At 64.6% G+C, this 20,179-nt stretch carries 19 protein-coding genes; 7 read left to right on the top strand and 12 right to left on the bottom strand.

Annotated features, from left to right (window positions below; translation table 11 throughout):
* The first annotated feature begins 118 nt into the window (after positions 1 to 118).
* Positions 119 to 955, top strand: a complete 837-nt coding sequence (gene kdsA / locus EK416_RS10680; protein WP_127077478.1) for a 3-deoxy-8-phosphooctulonate synthase — start codon at positions 119 to 121, stop codon at positions 953 to 955.
* Positions 956 to 983: 28 nt separating this feature from the next.
* Here the strand turns inward: kdsA and EK416_RS10675 are convergent, their stop codons facing one another.
* The 4 genes from EK416_RS10675 to trxA all read right to left on the bottom strand — a co-directional run bounded on the left by EK416_RS10675 (position 984) and on the right by trxA (position 5,978).
* Complete coding sequence (locus EK416_RS10675) at positions 984 to 2,261, bottom strand: RsmB/NOP family class I SAM-dependent RNA methyltransferase (RefSeq protein WP_127079721.1); 1,278 nt, start codon at positions 2,259 to 2,261, stop codon at positions 984 to 986.
* Between the two features lie 229 nt (positions 2,262 to 2,490).
* The gene (htpX, locus tag EK416_RS10670) at positions 2,491 to 3,471 is read right to left on the bottom strand and encodes a zinc metalloprotease HtpX (RefSeq protein ID WP_127077477.1); all 981 of its coding nucleotides are present in this window, start codon (positions 3,469 to 3,471) and stop codon (positions 2,491 to 2,493) included.
* A 279-nt stretch (positions 3,472 to 3,750) separates the two neighbouring features.
* Positions 3,751 to 5,343: a Do family serine endopeptidase gene (locus EK416_RS10665; protein WP_127077476.1), complete on the bottom strand. Its 1,593-nt coding sequence runs from the start codon at positions 5,341 to 5,343 to the stop codon at positions 3,751 to 3,753.
* Between the two features lie 305 nt (positions 5,344 to 5,648).
* Positions 5,649 to 5,978, bottom strand: a complete 330-nt coding sequence (gene trxA / locus EK416_RS10660; protein ID WP_127077475.1) for a thioredoxin — start codon at positions 5,976 to 5,978, stop codon at positions 5,649 to 5,651.
* Positions 5,979 to 6,242: 264 nt separating this feature from the next.
* Here trxA and EK416_RS10655 point away from each other — a divergent pair, with 264 nt between their 5' ends.
* The gene (locus tag EK416_RS10655; protein WP_127077474.1) at positions 6,243 to 7,433 is read left to right on the top strand and encodes a molybdopterin molybdotransferase MoeA; all 1,191 of its coding nucleotides are present in this window, start codon (positions 6,243 to 6,245) and stop codon (positions 7,431 to 7,433) included.
* A 28-nt stretch (positions 7,434 to 7,461) separates the two neighbouring features.
* On the opposite strand, the gene EK416_RS10650 is transcribed toward EK416_RS10655, so the two are convergent.
* On the bottom strand, positions 7,462 to 7,767 hold the full coding sequence (locus EK416_RS10650; protein WP_127077473.1) for an ETC complex I subunit: 306 nt from the start codon (positions 7,765 to 7,767) through the stop codon (positions 7,462 to 7,464).
* Positions 7,768 to 7,853: 86 nt separating this feature from the next.
* On the opposite strand from EK416_RS10650, the gene EK416_RS10645 reads away from it, so the two are divergent.
* Positions 7,854 to 8,828: an NAD-dependent epimerase gene (locus EK416_RS10645; protein ID WP_127077472.1), complete on the top strand. Its 975-nt coding sequence runs from the start codon at positions 7,854 to 7,856 to the stop codon at positions 8,826 to 8,828.
* Between the two features lie 157 nt (positions 8,829 to 8,985).
* On the top strand, positions 8,986 to 9,759 hold the full coding sequence (locus tag EK416_RS10640) for a PadR family transcriptional regulator (protein ID WP_127077471.1): 774 nt from the start codon (positions 8,986 to 8,988) through the stop codon (positions 9,757 to 9,759).
* Positions 9,760 to 9,796: 37 nt separating this feature from the next.
* Here EK416_RS10640 and EK416_RS10635 read toward each other — a convergent pair whose 3' ends face one another.
* From EK416_RS10635 to EK416_RS10615, 5 genes are all read right to left on the bottom strand, one after another.
* Positions 9,797 to 10,357: a flavin reductase family protein gene (locus EK416_RS10635; protein WP_127077470.1), complete on the bottom strand. Its 561-nt coding sequence runs from the start codon at positions 10,355 to 10,357 to the stop codon at positions 9,797 to 9,799.
* Positions 10,354 to 11,448 (bottom strand): DUF2252 family protein, encoded by a 1,095-nt coding sequence (locus tag EK416_RS10630; RefSeq protein WP_127077469.1) that lies wholly within the window; start codon positions 11,446 to 11,448, stop codon positions 10,354 to 10,356. The genes EK416_RS10635 and EK416_RS10630 overlap by 4 nt, the downstream gene beginning before the upstream one ends.
* Before the next feature lie 98 nt (positions 11,449 to 11,546).
* On the bottom strand, positions 11,547 to 12,131 hold the full coding sequence (locus EK416_RS10625; RefSeq protein ID WP_127077468.1) for a hypothetical protein: 585 nt from the start codon (positions 12,129 to 12,131) through the stop codon (positions 11,547 to 11,549).
* A 780-nt stretch (positions 12,132 to 12,911) separates the two neighbouring features.
* Positions 12,912 to 13,424, bottom strand: a complete 513-nt coding sequence (locus tag EK416_RS10620; RefSeq protein WP_127077467.1) for a disulfide bond formation protein B — start codon at positions 13,422 to 13,424, stop codon at positions 12,912 to 12,914.
* On the bottom strand, positions 13,414 to 13,995 hold the full coding sequence (locus EK416_RS10615; RefSeq protein ID WP_127077466.1) for a YqaA family protein: 582 nt from the start codon (positions 13,993 to 13,995) through the stop codon (positions 13,414 to 13,416). The genes EK416_RS10620 and EK416_RS10615 overlap by 11 nt, the downstream gene beginning before the upstream one ends.
* Positions 13,996 to 14,283: 288 nt before the next feature.
* Here EK416_RS10615 and EK416_RS10610 point away from each other — a divergent pair, with 288 nt between their 5' ends.
* Together EK416_RS10610 and EK416_RS10605 are read left to right on the top strand one after the other, a co-directional pair.
* On the top strand, positions 14,284 to 15,393 hold the full coding sequence (locus tag EK416_RS10610) for a RuBisCO large subunit C-terminal-like domain-containing protein (RefSeq protein WP_127077465.1): 1,110 nt from the start codon (positions 14,284 to 14,286) through the stop codon (positions 15,391 to 15,393).
* Positions 15,390 to 15,938, top strand: coding sequence for a cupin domain-containing protein (locus EK416_RS10605; RefSeq protein ID WP_127077464.1), 549 nt, complete (start codon positions 15,390 to 15,392; stop codon positions 15,936 to 15,938). Before EK416_RS10610 ends, EK416_RS10605 begins: the two co-directional genes overlap by 4 nt.
* 24 nt (positions 15,939 to 15,962) lie before the next feature.
* Here EK416_RS10605 and EK416_RS10600 read toward each other — a convergent pair whose 3' ends face one another.
* Positions 15,963 to 16,988, bottom strand: coding sequence for an extracellular catalytic domain type 2 short-chain-length polyhydroxyalkanoate depolymerase (locus tag EK416_RS10600; protein WP_127077463.1), 1,026 nt, complete (start codon positions 16,986 to 16,988; stop codon positions 15,963 to 15,965).
* Positions 16,989 to 17,008: 20 nt separating this feature from the next.
* Entirely contained in the window at positions 17,009 to 18,646 is a 1,638-nt protein-coding gene (locus tag EK416_RS10595) for a tetratricopeptide repeat protein (RefSeq protein ID WP_164729984.1), read from the bottom strand.
* 126 nt (positions 18,647 to 18,772) lie between these two features.
* On the opposite strand from EK416_RS10595, the gene EK416_RS10590 reads away from it, so the two are divergent.
* Complete coding sequence (locus tag EK416_RS10590) at positions 18,773 to 20,152, top strand: glycoside hydrolase family 3 protein (RefSeq protein WP_164729983.1); 1,380 nt, start codon at positions 18,773 to 18,775, stop codon at positions 20,150 to 20,152.
* Positions 20,153 to 20,179: the final 27 nt, after the last annotated feature.

The raw sequence follows: 20,179 nt of genomic DNA, 5'->3' as shown, positions 1-20,179 counted from the left end.
GCTTTGTCCGATCGCCACGGAATAGCCGCCGTGGCGTGCCGTTCTTTCACGTCAAATGCCGCCGCGGGACGCCGTTGGCGGCGCCCATAACGGATCGTTCTCGAACCGAGGCCCATTCATGACCCTGCAATCGCCCAACAGCGTGGTGGATATTCGCGGCGTGCGCGTCGGCAACGCGCTGCCGCTCGCGCTTTTCGCGGGGCCTTGCCAGCTTGAAAGCCGGGCGCACGCGCTGGAAATGGCCTCGGCACTGAGGGAGATTGCCAGCCGTCTGGGCATTGGCCTGGTATTCAAGACGAGCTTCGACAAGGCGAATCGCACGAGCGCCAACGCCAAGCGCGGCCTCGGCCTCGACGCGGCGCTGCCGATCTTCGCCGAGATCCGCGAGAGCCTCGGCCTGCCCATCGTGACGGATGTGCACGAAGCGTCGCAATGCGCGCGCGTGGCCGAAGCGGTGGACGTGCTGCAGATCCCCGCCTTCCTGTGCCGTCAGACGGACCTGCTCATCGCCGCAGCAGAAACGGGCCGCGCGGTGAAGGTGAAGAAGGGGCAGTTTCTTGCGCCGTGGGACATGAAGAATGTCGTCGCGAAGGTGCTCGCGGCGGGCAATCCGAACGTGCTCGTGACCGAGCGCGGCGCGAGCTTCGGCTACAACACGCTTGTGTCGGACATGCGCGCGCTGCCGATCCTCGCCGAGACGGGCGCGCCCGTGGTGTTCGACGCCACGCATTCGGTGCAGCAGCCGGGCGGGCAGGGCACGGCAACGGGCGGCGAACGGCGTTTCGTGCCGGTGCTGGCGCGCGCGGCCGTGGCGGTGGGCGTCGCGGCGGTGTTCATCGAAACGCATCAAGACCCCGACCATGCGCCATCCGACGGGCCGAACATGGTGCCGCTCCGCGAGCTTGAAGCGCTGCTTCGCAATCTCCAGGCATTCGACCGGCTGGCAAAAGCGTAGGGCGGGGCAGGCGCGCCATCATGCGCGTTTAGCTTCGCGTCAGCCGCGCGGCGAAGAACCCATCCATCCCGCCAGCATGAAACGGCAGCGTGCGAAGGCAGCCCTTCGGCGCGACTGCCTCTGGCGGCAGATTGAACGCCGCCGCATCGATGGGCAGCAGCCGCACGTCGGCGCGGTCCGCCAACAGCGCCGCGATCTGCGCCTCGCCTTCTTCCGGTTCGAGCGAGCAGGTGGCGAAAACCAGCGTGCCGCCCGGCGCAAGCAGCGTCAGCGCGTGCGCGAGAAGCCGCTTCTGTACGCGAGCGAGCGCGGCGATGTCCTCAGCCGTCTTGAGGTAGGCGATGTCGGGATTGCGGCGGATGGTGCCCGTCGCCGAGCAGGGCGCATCGAGCAGGATTGCGTCGAAGCGGTCTCTCGGCTGCCACTCGCCGACATTGGCCTTCACGACCTCGACCGAAAGCCCGAGCCGCGCGGCATTTTCGCCGAGCCGTCTGAGCCGTGCCGCCGAAATGTCGACCGCCGTCACCTGCGCACCCGCTGCTGCAAGCTGCGCGGTCTTGCCGCCCGGCGCGGCGCAGAGATCGGCTACGCGCTTGCCCGCGATATCGCCCAGTAGCAGCGCCGGGATCGCGGCGGCTGCGTCCTGTACCCACCAGGCGCCTTCGGCGTAGCCTTCGATTTCCTCCACCCGGCCTTTGTGCGACAGCCGCACCGTCCCCCACGGCAGGGCCTCGCCCTTGAGCTTCGCCGCCCACTGGCCCGCGTCGCCCCTCACGCTGAGGTCGAGCGGCGGCTCTTCAAGATGTGCGCCTGCGATTTCGCGCGCCGTAGCCTCGCCGTAAGCAGACACCCAGCGCTGCCAGAGCCACGCGGGCGTGTTGAGGTGGGCGGCGTCCTGCTCGCGAAGGATGGCGGCGCGGTTCTCGCTCACGCGGCGCAGAACGGCATTGATGAGCCCGCCCAGATGGCGGCTGAAGCGCGACGCCTTCGCCTGCTCGACGGCCAGCCCGATGGCGGCATGCGGCGCCACATCCATGAACGCAAGCTGAGTCGCGCCGGCGATGAGAATGGCGCGCGCCTCGAAGGCATCGGCGGAAAGCGGCTTTTCGAGGAAGCGCGAAAGCATGTCCTCGATCTGGCCGAGGCGCCGCAAGGCGATGGTGGCAATCGCGCGGGCGAAGGCGCGGTCGCGCGCTTCCATGGCTGCGAAAGCGTCGCGCGCGGACGATCCGGCGAAGGCTTCGTCGAAGGATTGGTAGTCGTGCAGCACCGACTTGAGAAGGTAGACGGCGAGACGGCGGGCCATCAGCCCGGACGATGCGCCGCTTGCGGACGCGGGTTGATCGGCGGGAGCATGTCTCGAAGAAGGTTTCGGCGCCACGAACGGGCCTTTCGCGTTGGCTCGAAGCGGATGGCTCGCTTCGTTGAAGGTCCGCACTTATGAGCAAAAGCGGCGCGTCGCACAATGGCGCTCTACCGGCGACGCGCTACATTCCCGAGGAATCGCCGCTTTCGCACGCTTTTACGCCGAATAATCAACGGTTCCACGGCCCGACTTCAAACGGGCGGCGGCTGGAGCGCGGGCGTTGCTGCCACGGGCCGCTTCCGCCCGCGCCATCCTCGAAGCCCGGTACGGGAGACATGTGCGCGGCCGTCGGCTCCTGCGTATGGCCCATTTGGCGCGCCTGTTCGACGAGCGCGGCGATACGGTTCGCCGTGTTCGGATGCGTCGAGAAGAGGTTGTCCATGCCCTGGCCGGACAGGGGATTGATGATGTAAAGCTGCGCTGTCGCGGGGTTGCGCTCGGCCTGCTCGTTCGGGATCTGGTGTGCCGCCTGCTCGATCTTCTGCAGCGCGGACGCGAGCCACAGCGGACGCTGGCAGATCTCGCCGCCGTCCTTGTCGGCCACATATTCGCGCGAGCGGCTGATCGCCATCTGGATGATGCCGGCCGCCAGAGGCGCGACGATCACCGCGAGAAGCGTGCTGATGATGCCGCCGCCGCCGTTGTTGTCGCGGTTGCCGCCGAAGAACATGCCGAAATTCGCGAGCATTGAAATCGCGCCTGCGATGGTGGCGGCAATCGTCATCGTGAGCGTGTCGCGGTTCTTGATGTGCGCCAGTTCGTGCGCAAGCACGCCCGCCACTTCCTCCTTGCTCATGATGCGCAGAAGGCCCGCCGATGCCGCGACCGCCGCGTTTTGCGGGTTACGCCCGGTGGCGAACGCATTGGGCTGTTCGGTGTGGATGATGTAAACCTTCGGCATGGGCAGGCTCGCGTTCGCCGCGAGCTGCCGCACGATGGAGTAAAGCTCGGGCGCGGTGCGCTCGTCCACCTCCTCGGCGCCCTGCTGGGCGAGCACCATCTTGTCCGAGTTCCAATAGGCGAACAGGTTCATCCCCGCCGCGATCAGGAACGCGATGAGCATGCCCGTCTGGCCGCCGATGAGAAAGCCGATCGCCATGAAAAGCGCCGTCAACGCGGCGAGCAGAAGCATGGTGCGGAAGAAATTCATGGGGCTTCGTTGCCTTTTGTCGTCCAGGTTTGCCGTTCTGCGTGATCGTCACGCGAAATACGGTTCCGATTCTTACGGATTGCTTGTGTTGGTTCCGGGCCCGCTTCCCGCGGGCTCAAGTGTATTTCGGTATTGCCGCCTTTTCCCGCAAGACCTTTCCCCACTCGCTGAACGGTGCAAAACTGTCAGCCTACGAACGGGAAACGCCGGAGCGGAGCGTCCGTTCCGGCGTCATGTCGAGATGAGGCGGCACTTCGAGTGCCGGCCGATGCAAGCGGTTCAGCTCACGGCAGGCAGCGCGACGAACCGCTGGTCGCCGTTCCGCTTCACGAGCGCGAGGGCGTTCTTCTTGCCCGACTTCGAGGCGTCGGAGAGCGCACGCTTCAGATCGCCGGGACGGTTCACCAGCTGATCGCCGACGCGCAGGATGATGTCGCCTTCTGCGAGACCGGCCTCCGCCGCCTTGCCGCCCGGTTCGACGCCGACGACCGCGAGGCCTTGTCGATCCGTCGGGCTTACATCCGCCGCCGGAGCGACCGCGATGCCGAGATCGTTGAGCCCTGTCTTGCCGTCATCCGAGAGGCTTGCGCGCTGCGTCGGCTTGTCGGGCAACTGGCCGATCTTGAGATCGACGGTCTTCGTTTCGTCGCCCCGGATCACGGTCAGCTTGGCGTTCGTGCCCGGCGCAAGGTCGGCGATCTTCTTCGCAAGGTCGCGGCCGTCCTTCACTTCGGCGCCGTCCACCTCGGTGATCACGTCGCCTGTCTTGATCCCGGCCTTCTCGGCGGGGCTTCCGCTCTGCGGGGCGGCGACCAGCGCGCCCGCGGTGTTCTTGAGGCCGAGGCTGTCGGCGAGTTCGGGCGTCAGGCCCTGGATCTGCACGCCGAGCCAGCCGCGCGTGACGTGACCCTTGTCTTTCAGCGCCGCGACCACGCGCTCGACGGTCGGGGCGGGAATGGCGAACGCGATGCCGACCGAGCCGCCCGACGGCGAGTAGATCGCTGTGTTCACGCCGATGACCTCGCCGCTTTCGTTGAAGGTGGGACCGCCGGAGTTGCCCTTGTTCACGGATGCGTCGATCTGGATGAAATCGTCATACGGGCCTTCGCCGATATCGCGGCCGCGCGCCGAGACGATACCCGCCGTCACCGTGCCGCCGAGACCGAAGGGGTTACCCATGGCAAGAACCCAGTCGCCGATTTCGGCGCCCGAGTGCGAGAATTTCGCGTAAGGAAAGTCGGTGCGTCCATCCACCTTGAGAAGCGCGATGTCGGTGCGCGGATCGGTGCCGACCACCTTCGCGGTGTAGGTCTTGCCGTCGTCCATGACGACTTCGAGACTGACGGCGTCCTGCGCGACGTGATTGTTCGTCACGAGATACCCGTCGGGCGAGATGAAAAAGCCGGAGCCTTGCGCCGTCACGAGCTGACGCGGGCCGCCCTTGCCGCCCGGCGCGCCGCCCCATGGACCGAAGCCGCCGCGCGGGCCGCCGGGGCCGAAGAAGCGCTCGAACGGCGTGCCCTCGTAAGGATTGCCGCCACGGGGGCCGCCCTCATCATCGCCGAACGCCGCCTTGGCCGCCGCGTCGGCCTTCACACGGATCGAGACGACGGCGGGTTTCACCTGCTTCACGAGCGGCGCGAAGCTCGGCAGCCTCTGCCGTAACCCCTCACCCTGCGAAACGTTTTCGCCCTGCGAATAGGCGCGGGCGGGATTCGGCTCGAACGAGGCGGCACCGGCAAACGCGCCGAGCGCGAGCGCCACCGCCGAGACGTAGATCGTACTCTTCTTGCCGAGCCGTGATAGAATTACAGAAACGTTAGATTGCTTTTGTGCCGTGTTCGTCCGGACTTCGGGAGAAGACTCCGTCATCACTGCCTCCGAGATCGCATGAACGCGGCCTATACCGTAGCTATTCGCCGACGGGCCGCTTTTGAACTGATGCGAATTTGGGGAGAAGCTTCGCAATGTGAAGCCGTATCTGCGATTAAATATCTGAAAGCTTGATGCTGTCCGGCAAGCGCGGCCGCGCGAAAGGGGGATGTCCCGGAGCGCAACGAGGCCGATAAAGCATCCGCGCCGCCAGCCATTTGCCGCCGAGGCGTAAAAAAAAGCCGCCTGCGGAGAGGCGGCCTTTTCATTCATGCGGGGCGCGCTGGAAGCGACGCAAAGCGCGATCAGACGGAGGCGATGGCACCCGAGATCCACGCGCGAAGCTGCGCTTTCGGCAGCGCGCCGATCTGCTGGCCAGCCACCTCGCCGTCCTTGAACAGGAGCAGCGCCGGGATGCCGCGAATGTTGTAGGCCTGCGCGATCCCCGGATTGCTCTCGACGTCGAGCTTCACGACCTTGAGCTGGCCAGCGAACTCTTCGGAAAGTTCCTCAAGGATCGGGCCGACCGTGCGGCACGGTCCGCACCATTCCGCCCAGAAGTCGACGAGCACGGGAAGCTCGGCCTTTTTAACGTCCTGTTCGAAAGATGCGTCGGACACGGCAGTGGTTGCCATGGAAAGCCTCTTGGTGTTGCGCGGCCCGGCAGGCCGCTGATTCATTCCCCCGGAAAGTAGGGGGGCGTGACCGGCAGCGTCAAGATGTCCGGGGCCTGCCCGGAGCTTGCGCACAGGGATTTGACGCTGGGGGGACAACGCGAAAGAGCGCCGTGTCGATATCTTCGCCGATGGAGTAAGCCGCTCTTGTCGGCCTTGTGGGGCGCGCCGAAATAGGACGGGCGCGTGGTGTCGCCACGTGTCGAATCGCGAACGGGAGACCTCATGGCGCAACCGGTTTCCATTGATGAGGCGCTGTCGAAAATTCTCGCCGACGTCGACCCGGTCGCCGCCGAAGCCGTATCGCTCTGCGAAGCGCGAGGCCGCGTTCTTGCTGCGGACCTCGTCGCGAAGCTCGCGCAGACGCCTTTCGACGCCTCTTCGATGGACGGCTACGCGCTTCGCGCCGCCGACATCGCCAACGCGCCCGCGCACCTTGCCGTGATCGGCGAGGCAGCCGCCGGGCACGGCTTCGCGGGGACGGTTGGGCGAGGGCAGGCCGTGCGTATCTTCACGGGCGCTCCTCTTCCGGCGGGTGCCGATGTCGTGGTCGTTCAGGAGGCAGCGCGCGAAACCGGCGGCGGCGTGACGGTGCTCGAACCGGCGCCGCCCGGGGCGAATATTCGCCGACGCGGATATGATTTCGACGAAGGCCAGACGATGCTCGGCGCGGGCGAGATGCTCGACGCCCGCAAGGTGATGCTCGCCGCCGCGATGAACCATGGCACGCTGCTGGTCCGCCGCAGACCGGTGGTCGCCATATTGCCGACCGGCGACGAGCTTGCCGAGCCCGGCGCTGAGCTTCGCGCGGGACAGATCGTGTCGTCCGTTCCGGCGGGGCTTTCTGCGGCGATCGAAGCCTGGGGCGGGAAAGCGAGGTGCCTTGCCATCGCGCGAGACACACGAGAAAGCCTCGCAACCGGCATATCGGGTGCGCGCGGCGCCGACATTCTCGTCACCATAGGAGGGGCATCGGTCGGCGCGCACGATCTCGTCCAAGGCGTTCTCGAAGCGGCTGGCGCGAGGATGGAAATCATCCGCGTGGCGATGCGGCCGGGAAAGCCGCTCATGTCGGCGCGCCTCGGGAGCCAGCGCGTGCTAAGCTTGCCCGGCAACCCCGTCGCGGCGCTCGTTTGTGCGCGGCTTTTCCTGAAGCCGCTGCTCGACCGTATGCTTGGCCGCGTTCCAAACCATGCTGTCGAAGAAATGCCGCTCGCGTCTGCCCTTGCCGCCAACGGCCCAAGGCAACATTACATGCGGGCACGCCGCGAGGGCGGCACCGTTACGCCGCTTGGCGATCAGGACAGCTCCCTTGTTTCGGTGTTCGCCGCCGCCGATTGCCTCATCGTGCATGCGCCTTGCGCCGCCGCGCTCGATGCAGGCAGCATGGTGCCGATCATCCCGCTCGATTTCTGAGGCGGTCTGAACGCAGATTTGCGCTGGGTCAGTGGGTCCAGCTGCCGATGCGCCCATACTTGAAGTTGTCGGCGTAGGACTTCTTGATCGCAGCGCGCGGATTCGGCTCGAACACGCGATAGGGGATCGCGTTCTTCTGCGCGTACTCCACGGCCTCTTCTTTCGTCTCGAAGAACAGGCGCACCTGGCTCAGCATGTCTTTGGAACTCGTCCAGCCCATCAGAGGCTCGATCTCGCGAGGGGACGCGGGTTCGTAGTCGAGCACCCAGTCCTTGGCCTTCGCAAGACCCGACTGCATGGCGGTTTTGGCCGGTTTATAAATTCGCGCGGTCATCTGCATTTCAATTGGAAGAAATTGCTCCTGCACTGAATTTGGGCCATACCGGCTCAAATGACAATCGCAAACAGCCAGGTCGAAGCATGACAATTCTGGTAACAGGCGCTGCGGGGTTCATCGGCTTTCACGTCGCAAAAGCCTTGCTCGCCCGTGGCGAGGAGGTTGTCGGCTTCGACAATATCAACACTTACTACGACCCCTCGCTCAAGCATGCCCGGCTGGAACACCTCGCGGACAAGAGAGCGTTCGGCTTCGTGAAGGCGGATCTCGCCGACGCCGGAGCCGTGCGCGATACGTTTGCTCGCTTCAAGCCTGCCAGGGTCGTGCATCTCGCCGCGCAGGCGGGCGTGCGCTATTCGCTGCAGAACCCGCAAGCCTATATCGACTCGAACGTTACAGGCTTTCTGAACATCCTCGAAGGGTGCCGCGCGCATCGGCCGGAACACCTCGCCTTCGCCTCGTCAAGTTCCGTTTACGGGCTGAACACGACACTTCCCTTCGCCGAGGTCGACAAGACCGATTCGCCCGCGAGCCTCTACGGCGCGACCAAGAAGGCGGGCGAGGCGATGGCCCACGCCTACGCCCATCTCTTCGGGCTGCCGATGACCGGCTTGCGCTTCTTCACCGTCTACGGCCCATGGGGACGGCCGGACATGTCGCCGATGATCTTCACGAAAGCCATTCTCGAAGGCCGGCCCATCGACCTTTTCAATTACGGCCATCATGCCCGCGACTTCACCTATGTCGACGACATCGTGGATGGCGTGCTGCGCGTTGTGGATACGGCGCCTGCCGCCCAGCCGGGCAAGCCCGCATTCGAGATCTATAACATCGGCCACAACGAGCCGGTGCCGCTCACCGATTTCGTGGCCTGCATCGAGCAGGCGACGGGCAAGCAGGCGATCCGCAACCTGTTGCCGATGCAGCCCGGCGATGTGGCCGAGACACATGCGGACATCGAGCGGCTCGCGGCGGCGACCGGGTTCCGGCCCACGACGCCGATCGAGGTCGGCATTCCGCGCTTCGTGCGCTGGTATCGGGAGTATTATCGCGTTTGACGCGCAGGCGAGCGCGGCCAACCTGCATGCCGGGCGACCGGCTCCACGCCTGCCCCGATGTTTTTCGACTATCTTAGATATATCTTTGTTGCCGTCGCGCTGAGATCGGCGTATGAGAGTGCGAATGAATAAGATATATCGAAGAAGGAACGAAAACATGTCGTTTAGCGATGGGGTTGAAGACCGTCTCAACAGCGGCGAACGCCGCCGGGAACGCGGCTGCGACCATCACCAGAAGTGGAGCTGGTTCGCACGAGCGCGCGGCCGTTTTGACGCTCACAAGGGAGAGACGCAAACGGGCGAACGCGATTTCGCCGGACGCTGGCGCTCGCGCGGGGGCTGGTTCGATGATATAGCCGCGCACAGACATATCGAAGGAGGTGACGAAGTGTTCGGGCATCATGGCAGGCGTGGCGGTTCTCGTCATGGCGGCGATTGGCGGGATCACCCGTTCGGGGGCAGGCGCGGACGTCACGGCCGCGCGCTGGAACAGGGCGATCTACGCTGGCTCGTTCTCGACCTGATCGGCGAGCAGCCGCGCCATGGCTATGAGATCATCAAGGCCATCGAAGACGCTTTCAACGGCGCCTATACGCCAAGCCCGGGCGTTATCTATCCGACATTGACGCTGCTGGAAGAAACCGGCCTGATCGTCAGCGAAACGCAGGGCGCGAAGAAGCTCTACAGCCTGACGGATCAAGGGCGTGCCGAACTCGCCGCCCGCGCTCAGGAGGTCGCAGCGGTTCGCGGGAGGCTTGCGGAAGCCCGCGCCCGCTTCGGCGGCGAGCCCGCGCCAGAGATGATCCGCGCCATGGACAATCTCCGGGCAGCCGTTCAGGTTCGTCTGTCGAAGGGGGCGCTCTCGCCGGAGGCCGTTCGGGCGATCACCGCCGCGCTCGACAGGGCCGCGGGCGAGATCGAACAGAGCTGACCCCGCCTGGTCGCCGCTTGCTCCCCGAAGCGGCGACCTACAACATTTCCGGGCGAAACAGCGACCGCCTGGAGATGATCTTGCCTGAAATCATGAACTCGCCGCCGCCGAGATAATGCAGCGTCTCCGGATGCTTTGGCGACGGCGCGACATGCGCCTTCACAACCTCGAAGATAAAAAAATTGTAGCTGTCGACGAGCGCATCGTCATGGAGGCGGCACTCGAAAGAGGCGTGGCACTCGGCGATGAGCGGCGCGCCCACCTCGCTCGCGGGTTCCGCCGTCAGGCCGAACTGCGTGAATTTGTCGATGTCGGCGCCGGACGTATTGCCGATGCCGACCACGATATCGGTGAGCGCCGTCGTCGGCAGGTTGATGACGCATTCGCGCGACTGCCGGATCAACTCGAAGCTGTGATTTCCCGCCGAGATCATGAGACCGACGAGCGACGGCGAAAACTCCATCACCGTCTGCCAGCCGAGCGTCATGATGTTCCTGCCCCCCTGCCACGCTGAAGAAACGAGCACGATAGGCCCCGGCTCCAGATAGCGGCGCACCTGGCTCACGGGAAAATCGGCTTTCTTCGGGTGCTTCGTCATTTTTTCGGTTTCGTGGCCTTCACCGGAGCAGGCTCCGGCTTGTACGCCGTTTGCCAGGCCTTGAAATCCTTGAGCGTGCGATCGCTCACAGATATGGCGGCGTCGCTGAGCCAACCTGCGGAGCGCGCCTTCAGATGCGCGGCGATGTCCTCGCTCCGGCCGCTCGCTGCGTGAACAGCGCCAATGTCGTGGCCCATCGCCTCAAGGAACAACCCCTGGAGGCGCTTCGGGATTTCGCCGCCAAAGTCGAGCTTGCGCGAATCCGGGGCGATGCGGCGTATCAGGAAGCGACCGCGAATATCGAGGAAAGGATCGGGCGCGCGGAAAGGTCCATCCGCCAGTTCGCGAAAGCGCGGTGGCCATCCTTCCTTCTTGTGCGCGAAATCCCACGCCGACGGCACGAGAGCTTTCGCCTCGCGCACGATGGACCCGCCCCGCCACGTCGCCACTGCGATGACGCGAGGGCGGCCGAGGCTGCCGCCGCCTTTCGCTCGCGGCGCATATCCTTCGATGACGGCACCTTCCGGGAAACTTTCGGCAAAACCGGCCTTGACCTCGCCGGGCGGATCGAAATCCGGGAGCGTTTCGATTTCCGCCGCGAAATCCGCGCGCGTTTTCTCCGTCGGGGAAACGAAGGGGCGCAGCCACGAGGCGTCACCATCGAGCACCATCGGCGCCGGTTCGGCGAGGCCACGCTCGTAGCCAGCAAGAATCGCGTCGGCTGCATGCGCGTGATCGCCGAGATCGGGCGAAAGTCCGGCGCTCACGCAAAGCCGCACGAGATCGAACGTGTAAGGCATCACGGCCGCTTCATCGAAATCGTTCACGCCCCAGATGAGACGCCCCTCGGCATCGCGCCAAGTCCCGAAATTCTCGATGTGAATGTCACCTACGGCCAGCACATGCGGCGCGTCAGCGAGGTCGGGCAAAAGCTTCTCGACCTTTCGGGCGTAACGGAAATAGGTCGCTCGCAGGAACCTTAACGGGCTCTCGGCCATGCGCTTGTGCTTCTTGTCGAGATCGACGTCGACCACATCGCACTGCGTGCGAAGCCAGCTCTCGTATTCAGCGTTCCGTCTCACGAATGCCATTGCGCGTGCCTTCCCGTTTCCGCTGCCATCCTAACAGCATCGGGCGCGCCTTCTATCCCGCAGGTTTTGCGAAAGGAAGTTTTCGGTGCGTTATCCGCTTACAGAGGTTCGCCGAGACGGTCGTCGCCCGACCGGCCCCTGCGTGCCGTCATGAGGATGATCGTGCCCACGACGAGCAGCATGAGCAGGACGAACACGAGCACGAGCGCCGATTCCTCGATCCAGGCGATGGCGGGCACGGATAATGCCATGACAAGGCCGAGCACGCAGGTTTGCCACGAAAGCGTATGGACCCCCGCGACGAAGGTTCCAAGCGCAAGGAGCAGAAGGATCGCCAGCCCCGTGGCATCGGTGCTCAGCATGCGCTGCACGTCCGAGATGAGGAGCAGGTTCATGGCCACGAGAAAGGCGGTCCAGTGCAGCGCCTGCGTCCATACGAGGCGCACGCGGTCGGCGCGCGTGCGCGCGTGCGGCCAGCCGCTGATGACACAGACGAGACCTGTGATAAGCGCAAGGAACTCCCAATAGCCGACGAGCGCCTGTCTCGTCATGCTCGTATAGGCGACGCCGACGAGCGTGAGGACGAGAACCACGACCTGCGGGATGGCCTTGTACAAGACGTGGCCCTGACGCGGCTCGACCGATTCCTCATGAATGCGGGTTTCGACGTCGGAGTCTGCCATGTGACTGCCCCTGCTTCTAAGTCGAGAGCAGTATCGCCGCGAAAGCCTTCGGGACTCTGCCCGGCTCTAACCTGTTTCGATTCAAATTGCGGGGGAGGGTTCGAAAGCTCGCCCCTACCTGCGCGCCCCGCAACTATTCGCCTGACTGCCGCAGTGGGACACGCAAAATCTCACGCCCTATGGCGTGCTTATCTTCTCTCGCTCAAAAGAATGGACCGGGTGCGCCAGATTGTTTCATGGCACATCCGGCTTGCTGGCCAGCAGGAGGAGCGGAAGCTACTTGATCCCGCTCTTCATGTTGAGAAGGAACACAGAAATAACTGCCGAAAGAACAATGATGTCAACCCAGATCCACACGGGGTCCATGGGAAGCCTCCTATGTTGACGTGATCACCAAGTTGAAGCCGCCATGTTGCCATGGCGAGCTTTATGCGATTTGACAAAAATCATCCTAGTTCTCACGAAATATTGGATGGGTTGTCTACAGCATCTCAACTTGATGGAATAAAACTATACCCGATAATGTATATGAGTAAATAAACCCGTTTCGTTCTTCGCCGTGCCGACGAACGACGACGCGAAAGCCCAGGCGCAACCGTTTGTATTTTTCAATTCAGTTTCAGCGGCTTGTGAGGGCGCTCGCGTCGTCATGCGACATTGCGTCTCTCGCTCCCGATCATCGGATTATTCGATCGGGTCGGCGCGAATCGACGTTCGAAGCATCGACAGGGCGGCTGGCCTTGTCAGGCGCGGCCGCCGCCGGAGTCCGTCGATCAGGTGTCAGCGGCTGCGCCAGATGCCGAAGGCCGCCACGATCGCGAGCGCGCCTGAAACCAGCACGTTGTAGCCCGCCAGCGACACGCCCCAGATGCGGAGCGCCGCCTCGTCGCACCGCACGACGGCGTTGTTCCTCAGGCTTTGGAGCAGCGCTCCCGGCTTAAGCGTGCCGTCGCTCGCGCAGGTGTCGGGGCCCGGCCAGAGCTTCCACTCTGCGCCCGCGTGATAGACGCTGAGCCCCGCGTTATAGAGAAAGCCGATCATCAGCGCGGCAAGGATCAGCGCGGCAACTCTGGGCGCGCGCGTGGCGAACCATGCGGCGAGGATGCCGCCGGGGATGCCGGCATAATAGGGGATGCGCTCTTCAAGACAGAGCGGGCAGGGCGCGTAGCCGGCGAGTTCGAAGGACCATGCGGCGGTCAACGAGATGACGCTCACGGCCGCGATCACGAGAGCGGCGGTCCGTGCGTCGAGGGATGCCCGTTCGCCGGGAGTTGTTGCGGAGTTATATGACATATCGAACAATGAGAAACCCCGAGACGATCACCGCCGCGAACCCTGCCGTCACCATTTCGAGGCGGCGTTCGAGGAAATCGCGGATCGGTTCGCCATAGATATGCAGCAACGTGGCTTCAAGGAAGAAGCGAACGCCCCGGGTGATGAAGGAAAGCAGGACAAACAGCCAGAAATCGTAACCTGCGAAGCCGCTCGCGATGGTCACGAGCTTGAAAGGGATCGGCGTCAACCCCTTGATAAGGATGATCCATGCACCCCACTCGGCATAGGTGGCCCGGAACGCATCCATGTTCTGGCCGTAGCCGTAGAAGTCGATGATCCACTTGCCGAGCGTGTCATACAGCAGCGCGCCGATGGCATAGCCGACGATCCCGCCTATCACCGATGCCACCGTGCACCATGCCGCGAGCTTGAACGCGCGTTCGCGCTGCGCCAGCACCATCGGGATGAGGAGTGCATCGGGGGGAATCGGAAAGAAAGAGCTTTCGGCAAAGGACACCAGCACGAGCGCGAGCAGCGCACGCGGGCCTTCGGCGAGACGCATTGTCTTTTCGTAGAGGCGTCGAAGCATGAGCGGAGCTTTCGAAAAAGGCTGATGCCGGATAGCCCGGCCCGCTCTGCTTGTCCATAAGGTCGTCAGAGCAATCGTCTTTGCATGCGCTTGCGTCAGGAAACGTGCAACAATAAGGCTGAGGCCGGTGGAGCGATTTTTGACATTAGATCCCCTGTTCCTGCGAACTTTGGCTCGACTGTCAAATTCAGAGGCTCCATCGGGATCGTATCAGCGGTCCTTGCGATTTTTGCATTTGCTCGCAAGGGGCCGTAACCGGTTGAAAGTGGGAAGCGGACCACCAGGCGAATGTCCCGACTGAGCGTTACTTATCAGGTCCGTAGCGAAGCGGCGTCGATCGAGGCGAGAGCGGCGGCGATCGCGGTCGAGCAGAGCGTGGAGATGCCGCTCGACGCCATCGCCGACGCGGGCGTTCTCCGCGACATCGTCGGCGAGGTGCAGGGCATAAGCGAGGCGGCGCCCGGTCTGTTCGAGGTTCGGATCGGCCTCGCGGTCGACACGACGGGTTACGAGGCGGGTCAGCTTCTCAACATGCTGTTCGGCAACAGCTCGATCATGCCGGATGTGACGCTCGTCGACGCGGAGATCCCGGAAGCCATGGCGCGGGCGTTCGGCGGGCCGAATGTCGGCATCGGCGGGCTTCGCGAGAAGGCTGGCGCAGGCGTCCGCGCGCTCACCTGTACCGCGTTGAAGCCGCAGGGCTTGGCGCCGGACGAACTCGGTGCGCTTGCCGCGCGGCTCGCGGCGGGCGGCATCGACTTCATCAAGGACGATCACGGCCTTGCCGATCAGATCTACAGTCCCTTCGCCGACCGTGTGCGCGCGGTCGCCAGCGCCGTGCGCGAGACGAATGCGAAGACGGGCCACCGCACGCTCTATGCGCCGAATGTTTCGGGCAGCTTCGATCAGGCGGCGGACCAGATCGCGCAGGTCGAGGCGGAGGGGGGCGAGGCGGTGCTCGTCGAGCCGATGCTGATCGGCGTGTCGAACTTCCATCGCCTGACGCGCCTGTTTCCGAATGTCGCGTTCATCGCGCACCCTGCCATGGCGGGCGCGGCCCGCATCGCGCCGCCCTTCCTCCTCGGCACGCTGTTCCGTCTATTCGGCGCAGATGTCACCATCTACCCGAATTATGGCGGCCGCTTCAGCTATTCGCCCGAAACCTGCCGCGCCATCGCGGAAGCCGCGCGCCGGCCTTGGGGGGATATCAAGCCCTGTTTTCCCTGCCCGGCGGGCGGCATGACGCTTCAGCGCGTGGACGAACTTCTGGATTTCTACGGTGCGGACACGATGTTCCTCATCGGCGGCAGCCTGCTCGCGGCACGCGAGCGGATCACGGAAGAGGTCGCCGCGTTTCAGGCGCGCGTGGTCCGCCATTTCGAGGGATCGCTGGCATGACGGATCGCGAACGCTCCAACATTCGCAGCGCCAGGATATATTCAAGCGCGGCGGACGCCGGTTCGCTTGAAGAAAACGCGTCAAAACAGGAGGCCGGGGCGCCCTCCCGCCTCGGCGACGACGCCTTCCGCTGGGATGGCGTGGACGTTCTCGCCTACAAGGACGAAGGCAGCGCGCCGTTCAGGGCGATCACGCGGCAGGTGCTTTTCCAGCGGCCCGAGCTTTCCTGCGAGCTTCGCTATTTTGAGATGGCGCCGGGCGGCCATTCCACCTTCGAACGGCACGACCATGTGCACGGCGTGATGATCTTTCGCGGGCGCGGGCTTTGCCTCGTCGGCGAGGAGGTGCGCGAGGTGGCCGCGCCGGATCTCGTTTTCATCCCGCCGATGACGTGGCACCAGTTTCGCGCGAGCGCGGGCGAGCCTTTCGGCTTCCTGTGCATGGTGAACGCCGAGCGCGACAAGCCGCAGCTTCCGACACCGGAAGAACTGGCGGAGTTGAAGAAGAATCCAGCCATCGCCGCGTTTCTGGGCCAAGCTGATTAGCCTGCCAGCCTGCCGCGCCGGTGCCTACTTGCCGAGCGCCTCCACCATCGCTGCGACGGCTTTCATCTGCGGGGCGTTCTTCGTGAGAAAATCGAGGCCGGTGTAGCCCCACCAGTCCCAGCAGGCGTTGGGATTTGCGGCCGACGCCTCGACCTGCGGGAAAAGCACGATCAGCCGGTTCGTCGCGGCCCAATCGGTGAAGCCCGACTTCTTCGTCACCGCGTCGCCGACGAGCGCGCGGGTCTGCTTGCAGCCGTGGAACAGCACATGCACGCGGCAGCCACCGCCGCGACAGGCGGGCGGCACATAGACCACGCCTTCATCCGCCAGCGTTGCGTCGGATGAAGCGTAGCGGCGCTGGTCGAAAAGCGCGAAATCCGCTTCCGCCGCCGTGCCCTTCGGTTCGAGGGCGCCATAGAGGAAACGCAGGATCGCCCCGGCCTGATCGTAGTTGCAGTTGTTGACGAAAGGCGGCTCGGACAGCTCGCACGCATTTCCCTCGCCTGCCGTGGAAAACGCATGGCCGCCAGCCCCGCCCGAGACGAAATCGATGTTCGCTTCGGGCACCCCCGCCGCGAGATAAAAGTCGCGCGCGGCCTTCACCACGGAGAGCGCAACCGTGCGGTCGTTCGCGCTCGAATAAAGGTAGATCTTCGACGTCTTGAGATTCGACAGCGGATCGATTGAGCCCGCGTCCGCAAGCTTCTTCGCCTGCGCCAGCAGCCGGCTCGCGTCGAGCACGCCGAGCGACGAAAGGTAGTCGGCCATGCAGCCGTTCTGCGCCTGCGCCGTGTTCAGCGCGAGCGCCGCCGGGAAGACGGGGATCGCCTTCGCGCCCGCGCTCATGGCGCATCCGAACGGCCCGGCCGCCACGATGCCGGCGCCTTTGACGCGCTCAGAAAAAGCAACCTGAAACTGCCCGGCCATGTAGCCGCCGGACGAGAGCCCCGATACGGTGAGCCTCGATGTATCGGCCTTGAGCGAAGGCAGACTGTCGGCGGTGGTGGCCGCGCAGCCTGCCGCCGCCAATGCTGACGCCACCGCTGCCATTTTTACCGGCCCGAGCGACATCACCGGAAAAGCCAGCCGAAGATGCCGGAGCCGCCGCGCCGGGCCCCGCCGTTGCCCCCGCCGCTTCCTCCACCGAAGACCGTCGTCCACGGGTTGTCGTCGCGTCGGGCCGCCTGCGGCATCTCCTGCCTCGGTTTCCTCAAGTCGTAGGTGCTCGAAAGTCCGTCGGTGTCGGTGACCGTGACGCCATATTGCGTCCACGCCCATTTCGATTTTGCCTCACCCGTGATGTAGGGCTCGATGCCCGCCACCTGAGCGCGCGAAAGATCTATGATGGCGACATATTCGTGAGGGAGTGCGCCTTTCTCGCCCGACCGGTAGCGCAACAGGCCGATGCCCGCGAGCGTTTCCTTCAGCGGCGTCCATTCGAGGATCTCGGCCGGCGCGTCGCCCTGCGTTTCGAGGATCACCGGCAATTTGGGATAGCGTTCGTTCAGCGCCGTATAGTGGCCGGCCGAAGAGCGGAACACCTCCCAGCCGTCGACGGCAGGCGCGAGAGGCTTCACCACGGCATCGGCCGTCTCGCCGCTCGCCGTCTTGTAGCCGTCGCGCAGGTCGCGATTGAGCGGATCGAGTTCGAGAGCCCTGCGGTAATCGGCGATGGCTTCGTCACGGCGCCCGCCGCGCTCTCGGTAGCTGCCCCGGAAGCGATAGGCGTCGGCGTGGGCGGGCGCAAGTTCGATGGCCTTCGACAAGTCCGCGTCCGCACCGTCCGTGTCGCCCGTGCCATATTTCGCCTGACCGCGCCAGAACCAGGCTTCCGCGGCGTTTGCGTCCAGCGAGATCGCATGGTTCAGGTCTTCCAGCGCGAGGTCGGCCCGCTTGCGTTCGAGGTTCTGCGAGGCACGCCCGATCAGCGCCGGGACGTTGTCCGGAGCGATTTCGACGGCCTTGGTGAAATCGCGAAACGCCTGAGCGAAGCGCCTTTCCTTTGCGTGGGCCTGTCCCCGCGCCACATAGAGCGCGGCGTTGTCCGGGGCGAGCGCGATCACCTTGTCGAGATCCTGCGCCGCCTCGTCGTTCCGCTTCAGCGCCGCGTAGATCGCCGCCCGGTTCTGGTAGGCCGGGGCGAATTGCGCGTTCAGCGCGATGGCGCGGTTCAGATAGCGAAGCCCGGTGTAGAGGCGGCCGAAGCCAGCCGCGATCCTTCCGCACCCGTTCAGGGGAATGGAACTTGCGGGCATCAGTTCGATTGCCTTGCGGAAATCCTTTTCGGCGGCGTCCTGGCGGTTGAGCTTCTGGCTCGCATTGGCGCGGTTCGCATAGGCCGCGCCGAAATCGGGCGAAAGCGCCACCGCGCGGTCGAAGTCCCGGAAGGCGTCCTCCGGCCGGTTCATTTCCAGAAAGACGTTGCCGCGATTGTTCCAGGCGAGCGCGTAGTCAGGGTTGAGCGAAACCGCCTTGGTGAAGTCGGCCGCGGCGTCTTCAAGCTGTTTCAGGCGCCATTTCGCGACGCCGCGATCCGAAAGGATGGTAGCCTGACGAGCGGGCGGTAGACCCGCCTCGCGAAGCGCCTCGTCATAGGCAGTAACGGCGAGGTCGTAGCGGCCGCGAAGGAGCGCCGAACTTCCCTCCTGCGCCTTGAGCGCCGTCTTGTCGGGCGCGGCACTTGCCACCCCCGCGATACCGAAAGTCAAGACTGCCGCGGTTAGGATCGAGGCGAAAGCCACGGTCGCGCCCGCGCGCCGGACGGCGGCAGAGCCTGCTTTACCCTGTTCGCGCATTCCGCTAACACAATGAAAACCACTGCGACGTTTGAGCCAATGGCGCATCGAAACATTCCCATCCTGCGCGGACTCGCTCTCGGCCTAGCCCTTATCGCCGCCAAACCTTGTGCGGGGAGCGGCGCGGTGGAGTATAGCGGTGTGGCGTCCGCCAAGGAAGCACCGCTCGAAGCGCGCACCATCGGCGACAATAGCCGACAATGGGTAAAAACCGCGCAAAACAATGGCGCATCCGCTGACGATGCGGACGCCGAAGCGCAGCGGAAGCTCAAGCAGGAACTCGATCGCCTGCGGCGTCAGCCCCGCGAGGGCTGGGCAACGACGACGCCCACCACCCCGCAGAAACCGCAGCAGCAGCAACAGAAATCATCGCCTGTCAACGCCGGCGAAGCGCAGCCGAAACCGAAGCGGCCCACCGCCACAAACGGAACCGCCGAGGCGCAGCAGAAGCCGAAGCCCGTCGCTCCGGCGACCGCGCCCATCGAAGCGCCGCTTCCGATTGGCCCCGCCATCGACCCCGAGATCGACCGTGCGGTGGGAAAGGTGCTGTTCCTTCGCTTTCCCGGCACGCTTCCCGCCGATGTCGGTCCGAAAGCCATGCGCGCCATGCTGCAATCCGGCCAGATTGCAGGCGCGATGTTCTCGCGGCAGAATATCGCTTCCAAGGCTCAGCTGCGCGACCTCGTGAAGTTTCTTTGGCAGGGAAACGCGGCTCAACGGCCCTTCTTCGCGATCCGTGAGATCGGCGGCAAGGAAGACGCGCTGCCGCAACTGAAGGAGTTCGAGGCGTGGCCAGCCCCTGGCGACATAGCGGGCAGGGGCGATCCGGAGTACGCCTATTCCACCTATCGCTCGCTCGGTTTCAACCTTGCGCATCTCGGCTTCAACCTGAATTTCGGCCCGGCGCTCAGCCCTTCGGGGGCGGCGGCGGACCCGTCGAGCTTCGGCGCGAATCCGTTGCAATCCGGCGTTTTTGCCAAGACTTTCATCCTGGGCCACAAGGACACCAACGTTATTGCCGTGCCGGTGGTGGATCAAAGCGAGCTTTCCGTGCGCGCCCTGAAGTCGCTCCTCGTCGCCTATCCGGGCACGCCGGTCGCGGCGACGATCGGCGATGAGACGGCATCGCTTTCGGCCTATGAAAACCTCGTGCGGGGCCCTCGCTTCTGCCTTCTCACGATGACGGCGGGCGCCGCTGAAACGGTGTCCTCCTTCGCCAAAGGCTGCGACGTGCTGGTGGTGGATGGCGGCAAGGAAAGCCCGGCGGCGACGCGCGCGGCTCTGGCGGCCGCGATTGCCGACGCCGTGAGAAACGGCACGCTTGCGCTGGCGGACCTTCAGGCGTCGGCGCAGCGCCTGTCCACGCTTCGCGGCTCCGCGGCAGCGATATCCAACGGATTTACGACGACGTCGCAGTAAGACGCTTGAATGTGCAACCATAGGTTG

Origin of the sequence: Rhodomicrobium lacus, from assembly GCF_003992725.1 — a bacterium.
Classification (GTDB): domain Bacteria; phylum Pseudomonadota; class Alphaproteobacteria; order Rhizobiales; family Rhodomicrobiaceae; genus Rhodomicrobium; species Rhodomicrobium lacus.
This window is presented reverse-complemented; position numbering and strand designations above follow the sequence as displayed.